The sequence below is a fragment of the Chryseobacterium sp. GP-SGM7 genome (genome assembly GCF_049166575.1).
Taxonomy (GTDB): Bacteria; Bacteroidota; Bacteroidia; order Flavobacteriales; family Weeksellaceae; genus Chryseobacterium.
This window is the reverse complement of the sequence record NZ_JBMHFF010000001.1, coordinates 1537187-1561205: the sequence shown is the minus strand read 5'-3', so window position 1 is coordinate 1561205 and position 24019 is coordinate 1537187. Positions and strand designations below refer to the sequence as shown.

Sequence of the window (24019 nt, the reverse complement as noted above, 5' to 3'; positions counted from 1 at the left end):
GTTATTTGGTGGCTTCGGTTGCAGCTATTTTTCCGGAAATAATTGATGGCGGAACTCCCGGTCCCGGAACGGTAAGTTGCCCTGTGTAAAAGAGATTCTTTACTTTTTTGTTTCGTAGTGATGGTTTTAAAACTGCAGTCTGATTCAGTGTATTTGCCAAACCGTACGCATTACCCTGATACGCATTATAATCTTTTTTAAAATCACTGATGCAATAACTTTTTTTATACTCTATTTTTGATAAAAGATCTGATGATTTGGTATGTTTTTCAAGTCTTTGTATCATTTCAAGAAAATATTTTTCCCTTGTATCTTCATTATCTTCAATGCCTGTCGCCACGGGCATGAGTAAGAATACATTTTCACAGTTTGCGGGTGCTACATTTTTATCAGTTTTAGATGGACAACAAGCATAAAATAAAGGTTTTGTAGGCCATTTTTTATTTTCATAAATCTCTGAGGTGTGTAGTTCCAAATCGTTTTCAAAAAACAGAGTATGATGTTTTAAATTTGGTATTTTTTCTTTAAAACCTAAATAATAAATCAGACAAGAAGGTGCAAAAGTTTTCTTTTTCCAGTATTCTTCATTGTAATTTTTATATTCTTTTTGAATTAAACTTTCCTCAGTATGATGGTAATCAGAGGATGCAATTACAGTATCAAATTCAATTTCATTCCCATTGACGATAACTGATTTTGCTTTTCCATCTTTTATTTTAATTTCATCAACATTTGAATTTAAATGAAATTTTGCGCCTTGCTCTTTAGCAATTTCCGACATCGCTTCAATTACTTTATAAAAGCCTCCCATCGGATACCATGTTCCTAATCTGTAACCGCCATAATTCATCAGACTGTACAAAGCAGGAATGTCTTTTGGTGCTGCGCCGAGAAAAATAACGGGGAATTCCATCAGCATAATCAGTTTGGGATGGGAGAAATATTTTCTTACAAAACGATGAAAATTTGATAATAAATCTAGCTTTAAAGCACTTTTGGCAATTTTAGGAGATACAAATTCAAGCCATGAATGACAAGGTTTTGTAACAAAATCTTTCATGCCGACTTCATACTTGTATTGCGCATCTTCCATAAATTCGTCAAGCTTTTTTGCAGCACCTTTTTCTATGCTTTCAAAAAGATTTCTCATTTCTGAATAATCTTGCGGAATTGCCATAGTTCCGTCAGAAAAAACCATCTCAAATTGTGGGTTTAGAGAAATAAGCTGATAATAGTCTGATGAAGTTTTCCAGAAATCATTAAAAAAATCTTCAATAATATCGGGCATCCAATACCAGCTCGGTCCCATATCAAAAACATACCCATTATCTGTTTTGAATTGTCTGGCTCTTCCTCCCAAAGTACTGTTTTTCTCAAAAATATGAACTTCATGGCCGTTTTTTGCTGCATAAGCTGCTGCGGATAATCCCGAAAATCCTGAACCGATAATTGCTATTTTCTTAATCATATTTAATTATTCTTTGAAAAATTTTCTTCGTAAACAGTTTTTATTAAATCTAAGCTGTCAATATTTCTGCCAAAAATAGGATTATGGAAGTGATCAAGTTTATTTAATAATTCAATTAAAGTATATTTTTCGTCCTCAGTAAGATTTCCGCTTACAATTTTGGACGCTGCTCTTATATTATCCATTTGTTTTTCAAGCACCTGAGTACCTTTTTCCGTCACACTGATTACTTTTGTTCTTTTATCTTTCTTAGAATCAACCTGTTTTACCCATCCGTTTTTTATAAGGCGGTTGATAATCAAATTTCCCACGGGTTTGTCCTGAATATTTTTCTTGATTAATTCGGTTTTTGTCATTTCACCGAAAGTTTTCAAATTAATAAGATAAATAAACTCTTCCTGGGTAGAAAATTCAGAATCTGCAATTGCTGATTTTGAATAGGTTTTTGCATATCGATTCAGATGAACAAGTAGGGTACTGATAACACTTTCTGCACTTCTTCCGTTTTCTTTACCATCCCAGTCAATGTTTTTTTCTGAAGGTTTTATTTTGTTTTGCTGATGATGAATCCAGCTTTTAAAACCATCTATATCAGAAGTATAATGTGCATTTATATTTTCAGAATCGAATTGTTCTAAAAGCTGAATAACATCTTTTGCCAAACTATAATTCATATCAAAATTGTTTTAATAGTAAACAAATATACTTTATTTATATTAAATAATATATTTATATACTATTTAATTTCATAAAAAAAATAAGGCTTTGAATAAACAAAGCCTCATCTTTCTAAATTTAATTTCTATGTACGATTTATTTCATTAGTTTTTGATTATTTTCTTTAGATATTTGTTTTAATGAAGTTTAAATTTTACAGATTTGTCTATAAAGTATTAATGTTTTTTTAGATAAATTGTAATCATTTTATCCGTTGACAAATATATTATGTGAAAAATTGTTTTGAAAGTATTTTTACGGAATCTTTATCAAATTACCTACTCATTAGGTACTTTTTTAAATTTATAACGGTTTTCTGACATTATTCAAGATAAATTATTTGAAATATTAAAAAGAGAAAATAAATATTGTATAACCTAAATCTGAAATATTTATATCTGATCGATCCAATAATAGATATCGATATTCTGAGGAATATCTAATTTTTTTCTGATTCTGTATTTTTTATTCTGAACCGTTCTGGTTTCTATAAAACTGATCTTTGCAATTTCTTTTGTTGTCAGCTTCATTTTCAAAAGTGCACAAAATTCTATTTCAGATTGTTGCAGATCCGAACAATTAGCTAAAAGTTTTTTAGAAAAATCTGGATAAATGTTTTCAAAAGCAAACATAAACGCAGGATCTCTTTTTTCTAAAAGCTCCATCAAGTCGTGATAAGCTTCGCCAAGATTAATCTCGGGTTTTGTTTCAGGCCCTGTTATCGTATTTTTACTTCTCTTCTTATAAGTAAAAAATAGAGTAGTACCGATTGCTGCAAAAACAGGAATAATCCAATACCAGAAAGAATTCTGAGAGCTTTCCTGCTCTTTTTTATCTTTATTAATAACTTCTTGTAAAGAATTGTACTTACTTTTCAGTGTTTTCAACTCATATTGCTCAATTTTATCAGAGTAAAAATCAAAACTGTCTTTCACATTTAAAATTTCATAAATTTCTTTTAAAGAATGATAAATTTGATTAGCATTAATCTCTGTTCCGTCTTTTTTGCTAATGAAAAGAGCCTTATGATAGTTCTTTAATGAACTTTCATAATTTTTTTTGTCCTTATAAACTTTTCCAATTACAGAATAATTATCAATCATCGACTTATCATCAGCAACATCGCCAGGTTTTATCATAATCGATTTTTTTGCGTAATGATAAGCTGAATCTACATTGTATTGACTGTAAATATTAGCCAGATTTGCGTAATTCAAATACTGAAAATTATCACGCTCATATTTATTTTTCAGCTGTTTTCCGCTTTCAATTTCTTCATAGATTTTTTTTGCGGCTTCTTTTGGCTGGTTTTTATCGAGATAGATATTGGCAAAACTATTGAGAACATTCGATTTTGCGTAAAAAATTCTATCACTGTTTGCATCTCCTTTCTGTAAAATTTTATATGCCGAATTCAGGTAAGAAATAGCTTTATCGGGAAATTTATTCATAGAATATATTTCGGCAATGTAAATATTAGACATTGCTTCAAAATAAATATCATTATAAAGATGAGATTTTTTCTGAAGATTTTCGCTGGTAATAATCAGGCTGTCCATCATATTTTTGCTGTAAAAATATCGGCATTTTCTGTCGAGAAGCTTCATTTCAGAAACAGAATCTTTCAGAATAACAGACTGTTTCAGAAGACCGTTTAATTCGCTGTAAGCTTTATCAATATTGGTTTTGTAGAGTTTAGAATTATTTGTAATCCTGATTTTTAATTCTTTGGCGGTCAGTTTTTGCTGGGCTGTAGCCAAAAAACTAAAAAATAGGATAAGTAAAAGGAATATTTTTCTAAACTTAAACATTATAGATATGTAAAATATTTACTGAATTAAAAAAGTAAATTTAATAAATAAAGATTTAAAAAACCACCAATTTATTATGATTTTTAACAAAAAAAATATAAAAATGAACTATTTTTTATAATTATTATTTTTCACAAATTGCACAGCATTAGATTTGAATTAAATAAATTTCTTATTGTATACATTAATACAAATAGCTATTTTTGTATAGAATTTAAAGCAAATTCACAGGTTTTCAGATCATTATACTTTCGTAGAAATATGAAAGCAAATTTTATGATATAAAATAATGATTAATAAACCTTTACACAGTTTTCATATTCCCGTGATGGGATTATCTTACACGATAGACACTCCGATTCGTGTCGCACAATACGGAATTTCCTCAGTAATATCAATCATTGATGACGAAATTGTAGAAAAAATGAAAAATTTCTACAGCAAAAAATTTAATCTCAACTATTTTGGAATTTCCGTTAAAACCAACGACTACAGATCCAAAAGAATTACAGATTATCTCGATATGATGGACGACATTGTTAATGAAAAATTTGAATCTTTCAAAGAAGAAATCTCTAAAAATACAGTTGCTCTAAAAAACTTCATAGCGATGCTTCCCAATACATCTGAGCTGAAGATCGGATTGCAGAATATTCTGAATCAAGGTGATTATATAGCTTCAAATATCAGAAATTTTATCGAAAAAAACCTTGTAGCAGGAAGTATAGATGTCAATATTATGACTAAAGTTGATAAAGATAATTATAAAGATAACGAGCAACTTCCGGTAATTTATAATGATGCTCATGCTTCGTTACGTGGTTTTGCCCAAAGTAAAATATCTTCTTCAGTGGTGCTTTCTGCAGGTATGAATCCCCGTTTGTATAGCTATATTGAAGAATTCGAGGACTTTTTTCCTGATTCTAATAATTTTATTAAAAAGAAAATAATTTTAAAGGTTAGTGATTTCCGTTCTGCCATGATTCAGGGAAATTTTTTAGCTAAAAAAGGAATTTGGGTTTCAGAATATCGAATTGAATCTGGCTTAAATTGCGGTGGTCACGCTTTCGCAACGGACGGTTTGTTGCTCGGTCCGATTATGGAAGAATTTAAGGCGAAGAAAAACGAATTAATTTCATCTGCACATCAATTGATGATCAATTCATTAAAACAAAAAGGAAAATATATTCCAAAAAAACCTTTAAAAATGAAAATAAGCGTTCAGGGTGGAGTAGGAACTTCTGAAGAACACAATTTTCTTTTAGAAACTTATCAGGTTGATAGTGTTGGTTGGGGTTCGCCATTTCTACTGGTTCCTGAAGCGACTTCTATGGATGCTGAAACCCGAAATCTTTTAGCAAAATCAAAACAAAATGATTTTTATCTGAGTGCAATTTCTCCGTTGGGAGTTCCTTTTAATACAGTAAAAGGAACTTCAAGTGAAATTTTAAAACATCAAAAAGAAGCCAGAAATAAATACGGAAGTTCCTGCCCGAAAAAACTATTGGCATTAAATAAAGAATATTCTCCACAGGGAATTTGCACAGCTTCCAAAAAATATCAAAAAATAAAATTGGATGAGCTTGAAAGTTTAAAAAGTGAATTTACTGAGGAACAATTTCAATCTAAAAAAAATATAATTACCGATAAAGCCTGTCTTTGTGTGGGTTTGGTAAATTCAGCTTATTTGGAAAACGGAATTGAAATCAAAGGAGAAAAACAAGGTGTTGTAATTTGTCCCGGACCAAATTTAGCGTATTTTGATAAAGAATTATCGCTTTCAGAGATGGTTAGTCATATATACGGAAATGGAAATGTACTTTCGGAAGCTGACCGACCGAATATGTTTCTTAATGAACTAAAAATGTACGTCGATTATTTACAAGAAGAGATTTCAAATTTTTCGGGAGATCGGGTTAATCCGCAAATCAAAAAATGGAATACTTTCAAAGCTAATCTTTTGGAAGGAATAAATTATTATCAGGAACTTTTCAAATCTTCGTCTTTTTTTAAAGATGATATAAAGAAAATTTATACTCAATTACAACATTATAAAATAGAATTAGAGAATATTGAAATCCCTAAATTAAATTAGTTTCTAATACCCTTCGATAATTCAAAGGGTATTTTTTTTGTATAAATTAAAGTTCGGTTAATTTCTTGCCCATATCTTTTAAAAATCTATTGTTCTTAGGCTCACCAATAATCTGACTTTTATAAATGCTGTTTGACCCGGAAAATAAATAAGAAACGACACATGCAATCGCAACATAAACACCACATTCGTTTCCAAATAATTCAATTGCCATAATACTGCACGCAATCGGAGTATTGGTAGCTCCTGCAAAAACGGCAACAAACCCTATTCCCGACAAAAGTGCGATTGGCAAAGGAATAAAATATCCCAAAGCATTACCCAATGTTGCACCAATAAAAAACAAAGGAGTGACTTCACCGCCTTTAAAACCTGCCGCTAAAGTGATAATTGTAAAAATCATTTTCACCACAAAATCGTAAGCCGGAAGTTGTTTTTCAAAAGAATCTATAATTGTTGGAATTCCCAAACCGATATATTTTGTAGTTCCTATTAAAAAAACTGCAGAGGCTACGATAATTCCGCCAGCTAAAGGACGGAGTGGAGGATAACTAATTTTAGATTTAAATAAATTTCCTGTTTTATGGATTGTTTTGCTAAATGTTGCCGCACAGATTCCAAAGAAAACTCCGGCAATTACAGCGTAGAAAATATTTAAAAACGATATTTCAGGAATGAAATTAATTTGATAATGAGTATGACGTGTATTCCATAGTTTGGTAACCAAATCTGCAATTACAGCTGCAGAAATTGCCGGAAATAAAGCATTGTATCTTAATTTTCCTACAAGAAAAACTTCCAGACCGAAAACTGCTCCGGCTAAAGGCGTCCCGAACACCGAGCCAAATCCTGCGGCAATTGCCGAAATAATTAAAATTTTTCTTTCATCAGCAGATAGTCTGAATGGTTTTGAAAATTGGTCAGCAATTGATCCTGCCATTTGCAAAGCCGTTCCTTCGCGACCTGCAGATCCGCCGAAAAAATGAGTAATCATGGTTCCTAAATACACAAAAAAAGCCATTTTAAGAGGAATCTTCTGTTTTGGTTCGTGAATAGTTTCAATTAATAAATTATTCCCGGCTTCAACATCTTCTCCGAAGTAATAGTACAGTAAACCGACTGAAAATCCACCCAGAGGTAAAAAGATAATCAGCCAAATATGATTCTCTCTGAATTGTGTTGCCCACTCTAATGTCTGAAGAAAAAATGCAGAGGCACTACCTATTAAAACTCCCATGATCAAAGTAATCAAAAGCCATTTCAATACAAATAATGCAGAAGGATATTTCCTGAGAAGTAGCTGTAAGAATATGATAAGAATTCTAAAAACTGATTTTTTGTTATTTTTAAACATAATTTCCTGATTAAATGGTAAGACATTCAATTAATCAGGCGCCATCAGCTTTTTTAAGGCGGTTGGGTAAGGAAGACACCATTTCCTTTAAAAAAACAAATTTAATACAAAATTCTGTTAAGTTCATACGATTGCACTTTCAAAGAATGATTTTTTCTTTCAAAATAATTTTAATTCAAATGATTTCCGGCAAATTTTTGACAGAATTTTTCAATCTTTTAAGATATTGGCACTAAACATGCAACAGTAGAAAGAATGCTAAATAAACGCTAAATATTTTATGAAAATTTATAATTAATATTCAAAAAAAGTGTAATTTTAATTTTAGGATAGTGAATTATTTTATTTAACGAAAAGTTTAGATACAGATCATTTATTCTGTTTTTAATGTCCTAAAATATTACCAATTTTAAAAATTTAATGTTTGTTTTGAATCATTTAATGATCATTCTAAATATAAGTTCGTTTTTATTAAGCTAATAAATAGTATTTTTGCACTCTTTGTTTTATAAGAAATACACTGACAAGGAAATAATTTCAGGTTTTTCTACACTTAGTGAAACCGAATGAGAAAAAAAATCGTAAATGAAAAATATGTACTATACAACTCTCACTAAAGAGATGTATATTTGCAACAATAAAAATTCTATAACTGTTTTGTAAACAACATCTTCCATATGAGATTAGAATTTTTAAAATATGATTGAAAAGTTGCTTTTAGCAAATTAAATAGAAAACGATGCCTAGAAAAGTTGTACAAGGTCCTATCAGGGACAAAGAAAAAACAAAACAAAAACTACTCAATGCAGTAGGAAAGATTTTGAAAACCAAAGGATATTCCGGATTAATGGTAAGTAAAATTGCTGCTGTTGCAGGATTTGACAAAAAACTAATCTACGAATATTTTGGTAGCACAGATAAATTAATTGACGAATACATCAAGTCTCAGGATTACTGGAGCAGATTTGAAACAGATGAAAATATTGATTTATCTGATGGAGGAAAAGAAATGTCTAAAATGGCAATAATCAACCAGTTTGACAGTCTTAAAAAGAATAAAGAACTTCAGAAAATTCTTGTTTGGGAAATGTCTGAAAGCAGACCTATCCTTAAAAAACTTTTGGATCAGAGAGAAGAAGTAGGAGAGGAGCTGTTCAAAAACATTACAGACCCGCATTTTGGTGAGAAATCTGAAGATTATCGAGCCATAACTGCACTTCTTGTTGCAGGATGCTATCATCTTAATCTTTACACCGGTCATAATGGAAACACATTCTGCGGATTAGATATGAAGAGTGAAGATGGAAGACAGAAAATAAAAAAAGCAATCGGAGATATCATCGACTTTGCCTACAACAAGTAAATAATCTATTGCCCAGATAAAGCAATATTTTACATGAAATTTGAAGATTTTAATTTTTAAATTAAAACTATATTTCTTACTTTTGGGCAATGGAAAATTTTATCGTATCTGCAAGAAAGTACCGTCCGCAACAGTTTGATACCGTTGTCGGACAATCTCATATTACAGATACGCTGGAACACGCTATTGACGAAAATCAATTAGCGCAGGCTCTTTTGTTTTGCGGACCTCGTGGAGTCGGTAAAACGACTTGTGCCAGAATTTTAGCCAGAAAAATCAACGAAAAAGACGGTTCTGTTTCTGAAGACGGTTTTGCTTATAATATTTATGAGCTCGATGCTGCTTCTAATAACTCTGTTGACGATATTCGTGAATTGATTGATCAGGTGCGTTTTGCGCCACAGGTTGGTCAGTATAAAGTGTATATTATTGACGAGGTTCACATGTTATCTTCTGCAGCATTTAATGCTTTTCTTAAAACTTTGGAAGAGCCACCCACTCATGCAATTTTTATCTTAGCAACAACTGAGAAACATAAAATTATTCCTACAATCTTGTCCCGTTGTCAGATTTATGATTTTAAAAGAATTACGATTCTTGATATTCAAAATCATTTAAGAGGAATTGCAGAAAAGGAAAATGTAAAATATGAAGATGATGCTTTATATTTAATTGCTCAAAAAGCAGACGGAGCGTTGAGAGATGCACTTTCTATTTTTGACAGACTTTCCACCTTTTCTCAGAAAAATATTACCCTTGCAAAAGCGGCTGAAGTTCTTAATATCTTAGATTACGATCAATACCTGAAAATTGTTGATTTAGCTAAAGAAAATAAAATTCCTGAAGTACTTTCTGCTTTTAATGAAATTGTAAAAAAAGGTTTTGATCCACACCTGTTTATTGCCGGATTGGGAAATCATTTCCGAGATTTGATGATGGCGCAGAATCCTTCAACAATGGATTTGATTGAAGTAGGAGAACAAACTAAAGTAAAATTTACAGAACAAGGACAAAAATGGAGTCCGCAGCATTTAATCGACGGAATTGAAATCTGTAATCATGCAGATATCAATTATAAAAATTCAAAGAATCCCAGACTTACTGTTGAGATTGCATTAATGCAGTTGTCTTCTCTTTCTGCCAATGGCGAATTAGCTAAAAAAAAAAGTTTATAATATTAGCTCCGTTTCTTGATGAGAAACAGGAAATAAAATTACCGACACAGATTCAGGAAAAGAAAGTTGAGGAAGTAAAAGTTCAAACTAAAGTTGTTGAACCTGAACCAACTTTACAACCTGTAACTAAAGCTTCAAAACCATTATCAAAACCCAATATTTCTTCTGGTTTCAGTATTAATTCATTCTTAAATCAAGAAGAAAAAACTGAGGAAAAAGAAAATGTTCCTGCTGCTAGTACCGAAAATCTTCCGGAACATCATTTTACAGATACTGATATTCAGACTGAATGGACGATATTTTTAAAACAGCTCCGAACCAAAGATCCTGTAATTTTTAATGCAATAAAAGCATTTAAGCTCATTAAAATTGACGAGAAAATTATTGAGATTTCCTATCCTTCAGATTCTGCTAAAATAGAGTTTGATAAGATCAGCATTGGGTTTTTTAATCATTTTAAACATAAAGTACATAATCATTCTATCGATTTTAGATTTAAAAAAGATCATGAAAATCTGAAAATTGAAGTGATGACTAAGAAGAAAATTTTCGAAAAATTTATTGAGATGAATCCTCTTTTGAAAGATTTAGATGATTTAATGAGGTTTGATTTGTCATAAATTTATATATTTGCTTACGATTTACAAAAACAAAGATAAAACACAGTATACAATTGGAACATTCCAAACTTCCATATACTCCTGATTTTACTCAAACAATCAGTTTTACACCTGCTTATTTTTTAAGCGGTTATCTTTCTTTTGTTACCTTTTATGATAGAAATTTTAGAAGTTATTATCGATTTTATTGGTATAGCTAATTCAATTTCTTTCTAAAAAACCATAGGAATTCTACATCAGATTCCTGATTTCATTACAATTTTTGAACTCCCTTTTTTTTGAAAGAATTATAAAGTAACTTTATAATACATATACTATTGCCTTTAATTTAAAATAAAATTTACAATATGAACTTAAGAGATTTAGAAAACAGCTGGATAAAAGATTTTCAGCAACCTCTCATTATCGCAGGACCATGCAGTGCGGAAAGTGAGCAACAAATGCTTGAAACAGCGAAAAGAATTAAAAATACAAATGCTCAAGTTCCGATTTTTCGTGCAGGAATCTGGAAGCCGAGAACAAAACCGAATGGTTTTGAAGGAGTTGGAGTAATCGGTTTAAACTGGTTAAAAAAAGTAAAAGAAGAGTACGGTTTTAAAACTGCTACCGAAGTCGCAAATGCCCATCACGTTGCTGCAGCGTTAGAAGCAGACGTAGATATTTTATGGATTGGTGCACGTTCTACCGTAAATCCTTTTACGGTTCAGGAAATCGCTGAAGCTTTAAAAGGTACAGAAAAAATAGTTTTAGTTAAAAATCCTGTAAATCCTGATCTGGCTTTATGGATTGGTGCTTTGGAAAGACTTTTAGGACAGGATATTAAAAACTTGGGAGCGATTCACAGAGGTTTTTCTACTTACCAAAAAACAAAATACAGAAATAATCCGAATTGGCAGATTGCTTTAGATTTCAAGAGCCAGTTTCCGAATATTCCGATTTTAATTGATCCTTCACATATTTGTGGAAATCGTACCGGTTTAGCAGATATTACACAGGAGGCTCTAAATGTTGGTTACCAAGGTGCCATTATTGAGTCTCACTGTAATCCGGATGAAGCCTGGAGTGATGCTTCACAGCAAATTACACCGGAAGTTCTGGGTGAAATGATTTCAAATTTAAAAGTCAGAAATTCAGGATTGGCTGGTTTTGATGATGAAATGGGTAGACACAGAACTTTAATTTCAGATTTAGATTTTCAGTTGATTGAATTGCTGTCTCAAAGAATGAAGATTTCAGAGAAAATAGGAAAACTGAAAAAGGAAAATGATATTGCGATTTTTCAGCCGGATCGTTGGAAGGTCATTACAGAATACGCTATTCAAAAAGCTTCTGAGACCGGAATGTCACAGGATTTTATTGAAAAGGTTTTTAAAGCAATTCATGAAGAATCTATTGAGGTTCAAAACAGCATCATGATTAACAGATAATTGGTTTTGGAAAAGTGATAGGATTTAGAATTTGTTTATAGCTAAAACTAAATCCTATACCTAAAACCTAATTCCTTATATTTGCAGTCTATATATGAAAGGAAAAATCATTAAGTCTACAGGAAGCTGGTATCAGGTTTTGGAAACAGAAACCGGAAAAATTTTTGAAGCGAGAATTCGTGGAAAATTTAAACTGATAAAAACCAGACTCACAAATCCTTTGGCTGTTGGTGATTTTGTAGAATTTCAGCTGGAGCAGGATGATGTTGCATGGATTACAAAAATTGAGCCCCGCAAAAATTATCTGATCCGAAAATCTGTAAATCTTTCAAAAGAAGCACACATTATTGCTTCAAATATCGATTTGGCATGTTTTATTTTCACTTTAAAACATCCCGAAACTTCTCTCGGTTTTCTAGACCGATTTTTAGCTTGTTGTGAAGCTTACAATATCACTCCGCTGATTTTATTCAACAAGATGGATGTACTTTCTGAAGAAGAATCTGAAATTGTAAAAGATATTGAATTTCTTTACAATGAAATCGGATATGAAACCTTGGAAATTTCTTCTTATTCAAAATTAAACCTTGATGATTTGGTAGAACTGCTTAAAGATAAAACTTCAGTGTTTTTCGGTCATTCCGGGTGTGGAAAATCTACTTTGGTCAATGCAATGCAGCCCGATCTTAATTTAAGAACTTCTGAAATTTCAGATACTCATTTGAAAGGAAAGCATACAACTACTTTTGCGCAAATGCATTTTTGGGATTTTGGCGGAAATGTAATCGATACTCCCGGAGTACGTGAATTTGCCATGATTGATATTGAAAAAGAAGAAGTACAGCATTATTTCCCTGAGATTTTCAAAAAAAGGGAAGAGTGTAAATATCACAATTGTCTTCATGTGAATGAACCAAAATGTGCCGTTTTGGAATCTTTAGAAACCGGCGAAATTCAATCTTCAAGATATTCTACCTATATCAAACTGATGGATGAGGCTGAAGAAAATTCTAACAGATAAAAAATTTTCATATATTTTAAACATAATTTACTTCATTGCTTTATATTGAAGCAAAAAGCTGTCTTGTTCTTATCCATAAGTAGTTTAAATTGCGAATTTTGCAATTTAAAATACGGATTATTAGCAATAAAAAAACCCAGCCGAAGCTGGGTAAAAACTAATAACCATGAAAACTCAAATTAAACATGAGAATCGAATTAGTAATTGCAATTACTGTGCCAATAGCAAACTTCAATTTCTTAACAAAAGTTATTTTATGTTAAAATTAATTTAAAATTATATTTTAGATATTTTTCGTAATTTTGTGCCATTAAAAAAATATTCAATTATGTCAAACATTACATTCACAATGATTAAGCCAGATGCAGTTGCTGATGGCCACATTGGTTCTATTTTAGGGAAAATTTCAGAAGGTGGTTTTAAAATCAAAGCTTTAAAATTAACTCAGCTTACTGTTGCAGATGCAAAAAAATTCTACGAAGTTCACGCTGAAAGACCTTTTTACGGAGAATTAGTTGATTTTATGAGTTCTGGTCCTATCGTTGCTGCGGTTTTAGAAAAAGACAATGCGGTTGAAGATTTCAGAACTTTAATCGGAGCTACAAATCCGGCAGAAGCAGCTGAAGGAACTATCAGAAAAATGTTTGCCAGAAGCATTGGAGAGAATGCAGTACACGGTTCTGACTCTAATGAAAATGCTTTAATTGAAGCTCAATTTCATTTTTCAGGGAGAGAGATTTTTTAATTAAAACTCCACAAAATAATTAATCCGGAAATTTTTCCGGATTTTTTTTGATCTAATAATTTGATATACATTATCAGACAATAAGTCATTTATTTTAGTGATGACAGATTTCATATTAAATAGAATATTATTTAGATTAAATTTAATTACTATTTTAAAATATATAAATATTACAATTGGTTATTTAATATGTTGAAATGAAAACTATAATAAGCATTTACTTATAAAAATTCCGTGTTTTTACGGATAGGATGGTATACCAGAATTTCTTCATCTTTACATCAAATAAAACAGAGAATCAGATTCCTAGGCATCGAATCTATAAAAACTAATAACCATATAATTTAATGATCTCTTTTACAAGAGAGGAAAGACAGTTTTGTAAGCTGTCTTTTTTAGTTTGTAACAAAAAAGCTGTTTCAGACTTAATGAAACAGCTTTTTTTAGAATTAAACTATAATTCTTAGACCTTTAAGAATTCAATTGTTCTTTCAGGATTTTCTGCTGAAAAAACTGCATTTCCGGCAACTAAAACATCTGCGCCGGCTTCAAATAATTTGGAAGCATTTTCTAAATTAACTCCGCCGTCAATTTCAATGAGAGCGGTAGAATTATTGCTTAAAATAAGATCTTTGGTCTCTGCGATCTTTTTATAGGTGTTTTCGATAAATTTCTGACCTCCAAATCCGGGATTTACGCTCATTAACAGAACCAAATCAACATCTGCAATTATATCTTCAAGCAGTAGAACAGGTGTTGAAGGGTTTAAAACAACTCCAGCTTTCACGCCTTTGCTTTGAATGTGATGAATTGTTCTGTGAAGATGTGTACAAGCTTCATAATGTACTGAAATTAAATCGGCTCCGTGATCGATAAATTCATCAACATATTTATCTGGTTCAACGATCATCAAATGTACATCGACAAACTTTTTTGCATGTTTTTGTACCGTTTTCATCACAGGAAATCCAAAAGAAATGTTCGGAACAAATCTTCCGTCCATCACATCAATATGAAACCAGTCTGCCTGAGAATTATTTACCATCTCAATATCTCTCTGCAGATTCCCAAAGTCTGCGGCTAAAAGGGAAGGAGCAATAAGCTTCGTTTTCATTTTTACTTATATTTAGATTTTAGAACTTAGGTATTAGAAATCAGATTGGAACTAACTTCTAATGTCTAATTTCTAACTTCATTTTAATGATATTTCAGTTTCATTTCAGGTGTAATCCTCAGAAGTGTTTCGTAAATTAACTGAATTACGTTTCCAACATCTTCTTTAGAAACCATTTCCACTGTTGTATGCATGTATCGCAAAGGTAGGGAAATCAATGCACTGGGAACTCCACCGTTTGAATGTGCGAAAGCATCTGTATCTGTTCCTGTTGCGCGACTGGCTGCAGCTCTTTGAAAAGGAATTTTTTTAGTTTTTGCCGTGTCAATAATTACCTCTCTGATGGTGTGATGAACACTCGGAGCAAAAAATACAACCGGACCGTCACCACATTTCTGATCGCCTTCTTTTTTCTTTTCAATCATTGGCGTTGTCGTATCATGAGTAACATCGGTAACAATGGCAATATTTGGTTTAATTGTATCTGCAATCATATCTGCTCCGTACAAGCCAACTTCTTCCTGCACCGAATTGGTAATATACAAACCAAAAGGAATTTGTTTTTTGTTTTCTTTTAAAAGTCTTGCAACTTCAGCAATCATAAATCCACCAATTCTGTTGTCTAAAGCTCTGCAAACAAAATAACGGTTATTCATTTCGAAAAATTCATCAGGATAAGTAATCATGCATCCTACAAAAATTCCCAAATCTTCTACTTCCTGTTTTGAAGTAGCACCACAATCGATGAAGATATTGTCAATTTTCGGAGTAGGTTCATTCTGATTGGCGCTTCTTGTATGAATTGCGGGCCACCCGAAAACTCCTTTTACAATTCCTTTTTCTCCATGAATCTGAACGACCTTTGAAGGAGCGATCGTTTGATCTGAACCTCCGTTTCTGATGACATAAATTAATCCATCATCGGTAATGTAGTTTACATACCAGGAAATTTCATCAGCATGAGCTTCAATTACTACTTTAAATTCTGCTTCAGGATTAATGATTCCGTAGCAGGTTCCGTAATGATCGGCTTCAACTTTATCTACATAAGGAGTGATATAATCCATCCATACTTTTTGACCTTCATGTTCGTAACCGGTTGGTGACGAAGTGTTTAAATATTTCTCTAAAAATTTCAAAGATTTCTTCTCAAATTTCATATAAAAAGGAATGATTTTTGTTATCAAATTTTGTTATAATACGTGTAAAAATAATGAAATTTCATAAAATTGCCTGCCTTTTTCTGTTCTTTTTTGGTCTTACTGTTTTTGGGCAGCAAAGAGATTCTGTCATTGCAAGACCTTTATCACAGTATCCGCAGGATCAGTTGAAAACGGATGAATTCGGAAACAAATTTTTTTACGACGAAAGACAAAAGGCTAAGATTTATGAGATAAACGGTGAAACCGTAGTCGTTATGGATGAGTTAGTTCTATTAAATAAGCCAAAATTCAATAATCAGCTTGATAAGAATTATTATTTCTTTTTAAATAAAAAATTATACAGGGTTTATCCTTTATTTCTAACAGCATTACAGCAGTATAGAGATATTCAGGGGGAAATGAACAATCTTGACAGTGCAGCAAAACGAAAGTACGTAAAAGACAGGCAAAATATGCTGGCTGATCAATACGAGAAACAGTTAAGAGATTTAACAACAACTGAAGGGCAGGTTTTTGCTAAATTACTAAACAGAGCCACCGGAAAAAATGTTTATGAAATCATTAAAGAATTACGTGGCGGATGGAGTGCTTTTTGGTGGAATGTGAAAGGAAAAATGGCAGATATTGATTTGAAAGACAGATATAATCCTCATAAAAACAGAACCGATGAGTTTTTAGAATCACTTCTTCAATCCAACTGGAATTCAGGATATTTACAACCTTATCCCGGAGCAAAAGATTTCAAAATTTCAAAATAATAAAAATTTCTGTAAAATATTTTACAGGAATTTTTCTTTCAATTTATCGAAAACAATTTTATCAATAGGCAACGAGAAGGGGTTTTCGGGAGTATCAATCGGAATCCAATTTATTTTTTCAATACAAGGATCGAGAATGATAAAATCTTCTTCGTTGATAATATTTACCATATAATATATAGTAAGCAATTGCTCATTAGATTTAAACCTTGAAACCAAAAAATCTTCCTGAGTATAAAGGTGCTCTACAATTTCAATATGAACATTTAGCTCTTCTTCAAATTCACGTTTTAAACAATCTGTCAATCCTTCACCATATTCCAAACCTCCGCCAGGAAATTTCATCAAATGTTCACCTGCGTATTCTTCAAAAAGCGTCAGAACTTTTTTATCTTTTACAACACAAGCATACACTCTTACATTAATATTGTCGATCATAATAATAATTTGCTAAGCTAAAATAAGGAAAAAAATTGAAGTTGGAGGTTGAATGCTGGAAGTTAGAAGTTTGCTATAACTGTTTATTTTCATTATTTTTAAATATAACTTCCATCACCAGTCATCAAGCTTTCCGCCTATAATTTCACAGCATTTATCATTTCCCGCTTTCCGGGAGGGCCTTGTTTTTTTTCAACTTTAAATTGAAGTTCTTCCAAAATTCTCCTTACACTTCCTTTAGATGAATAGGTTGTTAACAATCCGTTGACAGACATTTTGTCGGAAACCATCTCAAATAAAGGTTTTTCCCAAAGATCGGGCTGAACTCTCGCTCCGAAGCAATCATAATAAACCAAGTTAATCTTCGGTAAATCAATGGTTTTTAAATCAAAAAAATCACATTGAATCTTATGTAAATTGAAGCCTTTAATAATTTCTGCCGGTTTTTCCCAATCAGACTGATGAATTTTTTGATAAATATTTTTTAATTCTGGGTTATCAAACAGCTCGAAATAAGCTAAATTTTCTATTTCTGACTGTTTTATTGGATATTTTTCGAGTGTAAAATAGTTGATGACATGATTTTTATCAGTTTTTAAATATTCATTAATTGTTACCAAAACATTCAAACCTGTTCCAAAACCGAGTTCTAAAATGTTAATTTCACAATCATTTATTAAATTTAGTCCGTTTTTGATAAACACATGTTCTGCTTCCTGAAGTGCACCATGATGAGAATGATAGTTTTCATTTAATTCATTGATAAACAGTGTTTTACTACCGTCTTTTGTGGTTTTAATCTCTCTTTCCAAAGTAATTTTTTTCAAATTTAATCTAAAATTTTTATATTTGAAAAATTATGTTAAATTTGTAGAACATCATAAAAATTTTAAGAAATGATAATTCAAAAAACTGAAAACTCTAGAATTTCTACATTTGATCCCAATAATTTTTCGTTTGGAAATACTTTCAGTGATCACATGATCATCTGTGAATATGAGAACGGTAAATGGGGCGATGTGAAGTTGGTTCCTTATGGTCCTTTATTATTTACGCCTGCAATGATGGGAGTAAATTATGGGCAAGCTTGTTTTGAAGGTATGAAAGCTTACAAAGACAACGACGGACAGGTTTTCCTTTTCAGGCCTGAAAAGAATTTTGAGCGTATCAATAAATCTGCTAAACGTTTGGCAATGCCGGAAGTTACAGAAGAAATGTTTTTGGATGGTTTAAAAGCATTAGTAGATATCGATAGAGAATGGATTCCTAAAGGAGAAGGCAATTCTTTATATATAAGACCTTTAATTTTTGCTACCGAAGAAGCTTTAAAAGCAAGAGTAGCCAATAAATATATGTTTGCAATCGTTGCTACGCCTGCGAAAATGTATTACACAGAGCCGGTTTCTGTGAAAATTTCAGATCATTATTCCAGAGCAGCAAGTGGTGGAGTAGGTTCAGCTAAAGCAGCTGGTAATTATGCCGCTTCTTTCTATCCGACTCAGCTGGCTATTGAAGAAGGATATGATCAAATTATCTGGACAGATGACGCAACTCACGAATATTTCGAAGAAAGCGGAACAATGAATGTTTTTGTAAGAATCAACGATACAATATTTACGCCTCCAACTTCTGAAAAAATATTAGACGGGGTTACAAGAGATAGTTTCATTGCCTTGGCTAAAAAAAGAGGCTTTGAAGTAAAGGTGGAAGCTATTAAAGTAAAAGACGTGGTTGAAGCTCAGAAAAACGGAACTTTGAAAGAAGTTTGGGGAGTAGGAACAGCGGTAGTTACAACGGTTTTCCAGGCGTTAGGTTACAATGGTGAGAAATTGGAATTGCCAAGGCTTTCAGACGAAGAAAGTTTTGCGGTTACATTGAAAAATGACTTGGTTGATTTACAGACAAATCTTTCTGAAGATCCTTTCGGATGGAGAATTTTAGTGGATCATGCTTTAGAAACAGTTTAATTTTAACATTAAATATCAACAAAAGTCGGGAATTTCTCCTGACTTTTTTGTTTGAATTATGATAAAACTTATTTTAAAATAATTTCTCATCAGTTATTATGTAATTTGTGGATGTATTTCATCGAATGAAAGAGTAGTTATCCCTACATTGATTTTATTTTAAATGCAGAATTATTCTAAATGTTTTAAAATTACCCTTCAATATATTTCAACAACTTTTGTTATTGATTCCCGAAATGCTTATTTTCGCAAAAGTTTTATGAAAAAATTAGTCTTCATATCTGTTTTAAGCTTATTCAGCTGTAAAAGAAATAATCCGGTGCATCCTCCGGTTGGTGGTGTTTTGAGCCAAAGTGATCTTGATGTTTCCAAAAACCGTATGAAAAATCTCAATACGATTGAAAGAAATCAAATTCAGGATTGGATTAAAGGTCAAAACATAAAATTCTTCCCCACACAGTTGAATTACTGGACAAATATTGATGGTTTAGATAAAAGAGAAAGAAGACCTGATGATTCTCAGATTTCGTATTCTTACGATCTTTACGATTTTGATCAGACTAAAATTTACGATAAATCTATTAGAAGAAATGATGCCAGATTCGGGCATTTTGATGAGCTTAAAGCCGTTGAAAATGCACTTCGATATATGCAGAAGGGAGAAGAAGTAACGCTTCTTGTTCCATCTTCACTCGCTTACGGTACGTATGGTGACGAAAATAAAATTGATAACGATATTCCTTTAATTATAAAATTAAAAGCATTGTAAAATGAAATTCTTAAACAAAAATATAATCTTAGCAGCGGCGAGCGTTTCGCTTTTAAGCTGTACTCCAATTTATAAAAAGATGAACGTAGACAAAGAAACTTACGAAGGGCTTAAAGACGGACTTTATGCTAATATTCAGACTACAAAAGGTAACATGATTGTAAAGTTTGAAGACAAAAAATCACCGGTAACTGTAGCTAACTTTATTGGTCTTGCAGAAGGTAAAATCGATAATAAATCTAAAGCGAAAGGAGTTCCTTTTTACGACGGAACCATCTTCCACAGAGTAATTAAAGATTTCATGATTCAGGGAGGTGATCCAAAGGGAACCGGAGCCGGAGATCCCGGATATAAATTTGAAGACGAGAAAAACGACCTTAAACATACAGGAAAAGGTATTCTTTCTATGGCGAATTCAGGGCCAAACACAAACGGTTCTCAATTTTTCATCACGGAAGTTGCTACCCCTTGGTTAGACGGAAGACACACTATTTTCGGATCTGTAGTAAACGGAACTGAAACGATTGATGCGATCGCTGCTGTAGAAAAAGGAGCTCAGGATAAACCAAAAACGGATATTGTACTTGAGAAAGTAAGCATTTTCAGCAAAGGTGATGAGTATAAAAACTATGATGCTGCAAAAACCTTCAATGAAGGAAAAGGTAAAATAGCTGCAAACAATAAAGCAATGGCTGAAAAAGCTGAAGCTGAAGCGAAAAAAGCTCTGGAAGATCTTAAAGCAGGAATGCAGGTTACAGAATCTGGTCTTTATTACAAAATTACTAAGAAAACTGACGGAAAAGCTGCAAAAGCAGGCGATAACGTTCAGGTACATTATGCAGGTAGACTTACAAATGGTACCGAATTCGATTCTTCATTCAAAAGAAATGAGCCTCTTGAATTTCCTGTAGGAACCGGTAGAGTAATCAAAGGTTGGGACGAAGGAATCTTATTGTTAAAAGAAGGTGAAACTGCTACTTTATTGATTCCGCCGGCAATGGGTTATGGAGCAAATGGAGCAGGAGGAGTAATTCCACCAAATGCTTGGTTAATTTTTGATGTTGAATTGGTAAAAGTACCTTAATCAGCACTGATAAAAATAATTGAAACCGTCTTGTAAAAGGCGGTTTTTTTATTACTTTTAAATCTTTAAACCTCACAGGTTTTGGAAACTTATGAGGTCTTATATAATTAATTTAAATTTAAAATGAAAGCAAGATTTATCGCAGCGTTATTCATACTTATTTCTCTTTTTTCATTGGCTCAGACGAAAGCTAATGCAGATGATCAGGCAATCCGAAAATCGATGGTCTATTTTGTGAATACAATTAAATATAAAAAGCTGGATCAAACTGTCGACAGTATTTATCCTAAATTTTTCACAGTTGTAAAAAAAGATCAGTTCACTCAAATGTTGAATATGACCTACAATAATCCTTTCGTAAAAATTGATGTTTTGGATATGAAATTTATTTCAGTCGGAAAACCCGAACTGGTTGAAGGAGAAAATTTTTCAATCTCAAGTTACTATTTGAAACTCAAAGCAGATGTAAGCTCAATGAGTGAGGAAATGAAAAAGTCTATCTCTGAAATGCTGACAAAAAAATACGGTAAAGGATCGGTGGAATATTTAGACAAAAAAGGAGCTTATATAATCAACGCACCTATGAAAATGGTTGCAATTTCGGAAGATAAAAAAACATGGAAAGTCGTTTTTGCAGATAAAGAATATAAAAGCCAGTTGACGACAGTGCTTCCGAAAAAGATTTTGGATAAATTGTAAACAGATAGCCAATTCCCGAATTGACTATCTGTTGTTTACATTTTAGGATCAAACTTTAAAAAAATATATTTGAATCGGAGTGCGGCATTTATCCTAAAACCGTCACTCCCTTCTGAATCATTTCATAGATTGCATCTTTTCCATTCTCAGGTTTCACGTTGACCGCACGGGTTCCGTTGAAATGAAGGCAAGTGATGTAACCGTTTGCAACGGCATCGGTACAGGTAAATTTCACACAATAATCCATTGCTAAACCAACAATTTCCACCAATTGAATTTCGTGATATTTTAAAAAATCATCCAATCCTGTTTTCATGAAATGATTGTTGTCCTGAAAACCGCTGTAAGCGTCAATCTCGGTATTTTTTCCTTTTTGAATAATGTGGGTTACTTTATCACGATTCAAATCTTTATGAAATTCTGCCCCGAAAGTTCCTTCCACACAATGATCTGGCCACATAAACTGCGGAACGCCATTTAAAATAATGCTTTCGCCCACTTTTCTTTCGTTATTGCTTGCAAAACTTTTGTGATTCGAAGGATGCCAATCCTGTGTAAGAATAATCTGGTCATAGTCATTTTCTTCCATCAGAAGATTAATGTAAGGAATTACTTCATTCGCTCCCGGAACTGCAAGAGCTCCACCTTCACAAAAATCATTCTGTACATCGACGATTATTAATGCTTTTTTCATATATAGCTGTCTCGTTTATTTGATAAATTTATAAAAATTATTCCTCAAAAATTTATCCAAAATAGAAATATCGGACAAAACGGCATTTTTAAAATAAATTGTATTCTGAAAAGTGTTCAGATCAACAAAACCAAAACGCAATAGCTTATCTTTGCAGTAAATATTTATTTTTATGTCATTTGAATCGTTAGGATTATCACACAATATTATTCGCTCTGTTAGTAAATTGGGTTATTTAAAACCTTTTCCCATTCAGGAGCAGGCTGTTCCTGTCATTTTGCAAGGGAAAGATTTAATGGGAATTGCAGAGACAGGTTCGGGAAAAACCGCTTGTTTTGCAATGCCTATTTTAGAAAAGTTACAGAATGCAGAAGTTAAAAAAGACCGTAATATTCAGGTTTTAATATTGGTTCCTACACGAGAATTGGCAATTCAGATTGATGAAGTTTTCAAAGCTTTTACGGATAATCTGAAACGTGAAATCCGTACGATGGCAGTTTATGGCGGAGTTTCTATCAACCCGCAGATGAAAGGAATGTATGGCGTGGAAGTTCTTATTGCAACTCCCGGTCGTTTATTAGATTTAATTGATCATAATGCATTAAGTATTTCAGGAATTCAGCATTTGGTGATTGATGAAGCAGATAAAATGTTTCAGCTTGGTTTTGGTGAAGAGATGAATAAACTTTTCGCCATGATGCCTGTTGCAAAGCAAACCACTTTATTTTCAGCGACTTTAAATGATAAAGTTTCTGAAATGAAAGAACGTTTATCCATCAATCCCATAATTATTGAAATTAAAAAAGAGGAAGTTGAAATTGATAACATTGAGCAACTAGCATATCATGTTTCTCCCGAAAACAAAGGTCCGTTTTTACGATATTTAATTAAAGAAAAGAAAGTTGAAAAAGCATTGATTTTTGTTTCTTCAACGAGATCTGCAGATAATTTGGTAGAAAAACTGAAGAAAAATAAAATAAAAGCTGTTGCAATTCACAGTCAGAAATCACAGGGTGCTCGTAGAAATAACTTGGAAGAATTTAAAGTAAATGGTGCTCAGATTTTGGTTGCCACCGATTTGATCGGTCGTGGTATTCACATTGAATCTTTGCCTTGCGTAATTAATTACGAATTGCCTCGTTCACCTTTAGATTATATTCACAGAATCGGAAGAACAGGTCGTGCTGGTGAAAAAGGAACGGCGATTAATATTTTGACGGATGATGAATTGCAGCACTTCAGAGTGATTCAAAAGAAAATGGGAAAGAAAATCACTTTACAGAGAACGGAAGGAATTGAATTGCACGGGTATTAATATTTTTTATTTCGCTGATTGAGCAGATTTGTTATTTAAAATTTTTGATAAAAGTTTAAATCAATAATCTTTCATAATTGTATGGTTTTCATTTGCTGATTGAAACGCCATTGCGAACGAAAAAATATGCAGTTTGGATTTAAAAATCTTTGCGAACGTTGTGTTAAAAATAATCTTTTAAGAAAAATCAGAATACAATTCACAAAACTATTTCCGAATATT

Annotated in this window: 21 protein-coding genes and 1 riboswitch; of the genes, 12 read left to right on the top strand and 9 right to left on the bottom strand. The window is 32.2% G+C overall.

Annotated features, from left to right (window positions below):
• Position 1: 1 nt before the first annotated feature.
• From ACOOWA_RS06920 to ACOOWA_RS06910, 3 genes are all read right to left on the bottom strand, one after another.
• The gene (locus tag ACOOWA_RS06920) at positions 2-1468 is read right to left on the bottom strand and encodes a phytoene desaturase family protein (RefSeq protein WP_421374130.1); all 1467 of its coding nucleotides are present in this window, start codon (positions 1466-1468) and stop codon (positions 2-4) included.
• 2 nt (positions 1469-1470) lie between these two features.
• Entirely contained in the window at positions 1471-2142 is a 672-nt protein-coding gene (locus tag ACOOWA_RS06915; protein ID WP_421374129.1) for a MarR family winged helix-turn-helix transcriptional regulator, read from the bottom strand.
• A 435-nt stretch (positions 2143-2577) separates the two neighbouring features.
• Positions 2578-3945, bottom strand: coding sequence for a hypothetical protein (locus ACOOWA_RS06910; protein WP_421374127.1), 1368 nt, complete (start codon positions 3943-3945; stop codon positions 2578-2580).
• A gap of 340 nt (positions 3946-4285) precedes the next feature.
• Between ACOOWA_RS06910 and ACOOWA_RS06905 the strand changes: the two genes are divergently transcribed.
• Positions 4286-6091: a hypothetical protein gene (locus ACOOWA_RS06905; RefSeq protein ID WP_421374126.1), complete on the top strand. Its 1806-nt coding sequence runs from the start codon at positions 4286-4288 to the stop codon at positions 6089-6091.
• A gap of 46 nt (positions 6092-6137) precedes the next feature.
• Here ACOOWA_RS06905 and ACOOWA_RS06900 read toward each other — a convergent pair whose 3' ends face one another.
• Complete coding sequence (locus ACOOWA_RS06900; protein ID WP_421374124.1) at positions 6138-7445, bottom strand: voltage-gated chloride channel family protein; 1308 nt, start codon at positions 7443-7445, stop codon at positions 6138-6140.
• Between the two features lie 28 nt (positions 7446-7473).
• Positions 7474-7540: riboswitch (Fluoride riboswitch) on the bottom strand.
• A 644-nt stretch (positions 7541-8184) separates the two neighbouring features.
• On the opposite strand from ACOOWA_RS06900, the gene ACOOWA_RS06895 reads away from it, so the two are divergent.
• The 5 genes from ACOOWA_RS06895 to ACOOWA_RS06875 all read left to right on the top strand — a co-directional run bounded on the left by ACOOWA_RS06895 (position 8185) and on the right by ACOOWA_RS06875 (position 13796).
• Positions 8185-8808 carry a TetR/AcrR family transcriptional regulator gene (locus ACOOWA_RS06895; RefSeq protein ID WP_421374123.1) on the top strand — a complete coding sequence of 208 codons (624 nt, stop codon included), beginning with the start codon at positions 8185-8187 and terminating at the stop codon, positions 8806-8808.
• An 89-nt stretch (positions 8809-8897) separates the two neighbouring features.
• The gene (gene dnaX / locus ACOOWA_RS06890) at positions 8898-9983 is read left to right on the top strand and encodes a DNA polymerase III subunit gamma/tau (protein WP_421374122.1); all 1086 of its coding nucleotides are present in this window, start codon (positions 8898-8900) and stop codon (positions 9981-9983) included.
• 967 nt (positions 9984-10950) lie between these two features.
• Positions 10951-12030, top strand: coding sequence for a chorismate mutase (locus tag ACOOWA_RS06885; protein ID WP_421374121.1), 1080 nt, complete (start codon positions 10951-10953; stop codon positions 12028-12030).
• A 94-nt stretch (positions 12031-12124) separates the two neighbouring features.
• Positions 12125-13051 carry a ribosome small subunit-dependent GTPase A gene (gene rsgA / locus ACOOWA_RS06880; protein ID WP_421374120.1) on the top strand — a complete coding sequence of 309 codons (927 nt, stop codon included), beginning with the start codon at positions 12125-12127 and terminating at the stop codon, positions 13049-13051.
• Positions 13052-13376: 325 nt separating this feature from the next.
• The gene (locus tag ACOOWA_RS06875) at positions 13377-13796 is read left to right on the top strand and encodes a nucleoside-diphosphate kinase (protein ID WP_421374664.1); all 420 of its coding nucleotides are present in this window, start codon (positions 13377-13379) and stop codon (positions 13794-13796) included.
• A 463-nt stretch (positions 13797-14259) separates the two neighbouring features.
• Here the strand turns inward: ACOOWA_RS06875 and rpe are convergent, their stop codons facing one another.
• Positions 14260-14910: a ribulose-phosphate 3-epimerase gene (rpe, locus tag ACOOWA_RS06870; RefSeq protein ID WP_421374119.1), complete on the bottom strand. Its 651-nt coding sequence runs from the start codon at positions 14908-14910 to the stop codon at positions 14260-14262.
• Between the two features lie 83 nt (positions 14911-14993).
• A complete protein-coding gene (locus ACOOWA_RS06865; protein WP_421374118.1) occupies positions 14994-16070 on the bottom strand; it encodes a M28 family peptidase in 1077 nt (358 codons plus the stop codon).
• 53 nt (positions 16071-16123) lie between these two features.
• On the opposite strand from ACOOWA_RS06865, the gene ACOOWA_RS06860 reads away from it, so the two are divergent.
• On the top strand, positions 16124-16831 hold the full coding sequence (locus tag ACOOWA_RS06860) for a DUF4294 domain-containing protein (RefSeq protein WP_421374117.1): 708 nt from the start codon (positions 16124-16126) through the stop codon (positions 16829-16831).
• A gap of 21 nt (positions 16832-16852) precedes the next feature.
• Here ACOOWA_RS06860 and ACOOWA_RS06855 read toward each other — a convergent pair whose 3' ends face one another.
• Both ACOOWA_RS06855 and mnmD read right to left on the bottom strand, forming a co-directional pair.
• Positions 16853-17269 carry an NUDIX hydrolase gene (locus ACOOWA_RS06855; protein WP_421374116.1) on the bottom strand — a complete coding sequence of 139 codons (417 nt, stop codon included), beginning with the start codon at positions 17267-17269 and terminating at the stop codon, positions 16853-16855.
• Positions 17270-17406: 137 nt separating this feature from the next.
• Positions 17407-18081, bottom strand: a complete 675-nt coding sequence (gene mnmD / locus ACOOWA_RS06850; RefSeq protein ID WP_421374662.1) for a tRNA (5-methylaminomethyl-2-thiouridine)(34)-methyltransferase MnmD — start codon at positions 18079-18081, stop codon at positions 17407-17409.
• Positions 18082-18165: 84 nt separating this feature from the next.
• Between mnmD and ACOOWA_RS06845 the strand changes: the two genes are divergently transcribed.
• The 4 genes from ACOOWA_RS06845 to ACOOWA_RS06830 all read left to right on the top strand — a co-directional run bounded on the left by ACOOWA_RS06845 (position 18166) and on the right by ACOOWA_RS06830 (position 21788).
• Positions 18166-19236, top strand: a complete 1071-nt coding sequence (locus ACOOWA_RS06845) for a branched-chain amino acid aminotransferase (RefSeq protein ID WP_421374115.1) — start codon at positions 18166-18168, stop codon at positions 19234-19236.
• Positions 19237-19495: 259 nt separating this feature from the next.
• Positions 19496-20005, top strand: a complete 510-nt coding sequence (locus tag ACOOWA_RS06840) for an FKBP-type peptidyl-prolyl cis-trans isomerase (RefSeq protein WP_421374114.1) — start codon at positions 19496-19498, stop codon at positions 20003-20005.
• A 79-nt stretch (positions 20006-20084) separates the two neighbouring features.
• Positions 20085-21089, top strand: a complete 1005-nt coding sequence (locus tag ACOOWA_RS06835; RefSeq protein ID WP_421374660.1) for a peptidylprolyl isomerase — start codon at positions 20085-20087, stop codon at positions 21087-21089.
• Positions 21090-21212: 123 nt separating this feature from the next.
• A complete protein-coding gene (locus ACOOWA_RS06830) occupies positions 21213-21788 on the top strand; it encodes a hypothetical protein (protein WP_421374113.1) in 576 nt (191 codons plus the stop codon).
• 88 nt (positions 21789-21876) lie between these two features.
• Here ACOOWA_RS06830 and pncA read toward each other — a convergent pair whose 3' ends face one another.
• The gene (pncA, locus tag ACOOWA_RS06825) at positions 21877-22482 is read right to left on the bottom strand and encodes a bifunctional nicotinamidase/pyrazinamidase (protein WP_421374112.1); all 606 of its coding nucleotides are present in this window, start codon (positions 22480-22482) and stop codon (positions 21877-21879) included.
• 172 nt (positions 22483-22654) lie between these two features.
• On the opposite strand from pncA, the gene ACOOWA_RS06820 reads away from it, so the two are divergent.
• Complete coding sequence (locus ACOOWA_RS06820) at positions 22655-23797, top strand: DEAD/DEAH box helicase (RefSeq protein WP_421374111.1); 1143 nt, start codon at positions 22655-22657, stop codon at positions 23795-23797.
• Positions 23798-24019: the final 222 nt, after the last annotated feature.

Bases quoted from the DNA above. Each gene is read 5' to 3' on its own strand.
- ACOOWA_RS06920 (WP_421374130.1), bottom strand. From the start codon at position 1,468: ATGATTAAGAAAATAGCAATTATCGGTTCAGGATTTTCGGGATTATCC.
- ACOOWA_RS06915 (WP_421374129.1), bottom strand. From the start codon at position 2,142: ATGAATTATAGTTTGGCAAAAGATGTTATTCAGCTTTTAGAACAATTC.
- ACOOWA_RS06905 (WP_421374126.1), top strand. From the start codon at position 4,286: ATGATTAATAAACCTTTACACAGTTTTCATATTCCCGTGATGGGATTA.
- ACOOWA_RS06900 (WP_421374124.1), bottom strand. From the start codon at position 7,445: ATGTTTAAAAATAACAAAAAATCAGTTTTTAGAATTCTTATCATATTC.
- ACOOWA_RS06895 (WP_421374123.1), top strand. From the start codon at position 8,185: ATGCCTAGAAAAGTTGTACAAGGTCCTATCAGGGACAAAGAAAAAACA.
- dnaX (WP_421374122.1), top strand. From the start codon at position 8,898: ATGGAAAATTTTATCGTATCTGCAAGAAAGTACCGTCCGCAACAGTTT.
- ACOOWA_RS06885 (WP_421374121.1), top strand. From the start codon at position 10,951: ATGAACTTAAGAGATTTAGAAAACAGCTGGATAAAAGATTTTCAGCAA.
- rsgA (WP_421374120.1), top strand. From the start codon at position 12,125: ATGAAAGGAAAAATCATTAAGTCTACAGGAAGCTGGTATCAGGTTTTG.
- rpe (WP_421374119.1), bottom strand. From the start codon at position 14,910: ATGAAAACGAAGCTTATTGCTCCTTCCCTTTTAGCCGCAGACTTTGGG.
- ACOOWA_RS06865 (WP_421374118.1), bottom strand. From the start codon at position 16,070: ATGAAATTTGAGAAGAAATCTTTGAAATTTTTAGAGAAATATTTAAAC.
- ACOOWA_RS06860 (WP_421374117.1), top strand. From the start codon at position 16,124: ATGAAATTTCATAAAATTGCCTGCCTTTTTCTGTTCTTTTTTGGTCTT.
- ACOOWA_RS06855 (WP_421374116.1), bottom strand. From the start codon at position 17,269: ATGATCGACAATATTAATGTAAGAGTGTATGCTTGTGTTGTAAAAGAT.
- ACOOWA_RS06845 (WP_421374115.1), top strand. From the start codon at position 18,166: ATGATAATTCAAAAAACTGAAAACTCTAGAATTTCTACATTTGATCCC.
- ACOOWA_RS06840 (WP_421374114.1), top strand. From the start codon at position 19,496: ATGAAAAAATTAGTCTTCATATCTGTTTTAAGCTTATTCAGCTGTAAA.
- ACOOWA_RS06835 (WP_421374660.1), top strand. From the start codon at position 20,085: ATGAACGTAGACAAAGAAACTTACGAAGGGCTTAAAGACGGACTTTAT.
- ACOOWA_RS06830 (WP_421374113.1), top strand. From the start codon at position 21,213: ATGAAAGCAAGATTTATCGCAGCGTTATTCATACTTATTTCTCTTTTT.
- pncA (WP_421374112.1), bottom strand. From the start codon at position 22,482: ATGAAAAAAGCATTAATAATCGTCGATGTACAGAATGATTTTTGTGAA.
- ACOOWA_RS06820 (WP_421374111.1), top strand. From the start codon at position 22,655: ATGTCATTTGAATCGTTAGGATTATCACACAATATTATTCGCTCTGTT.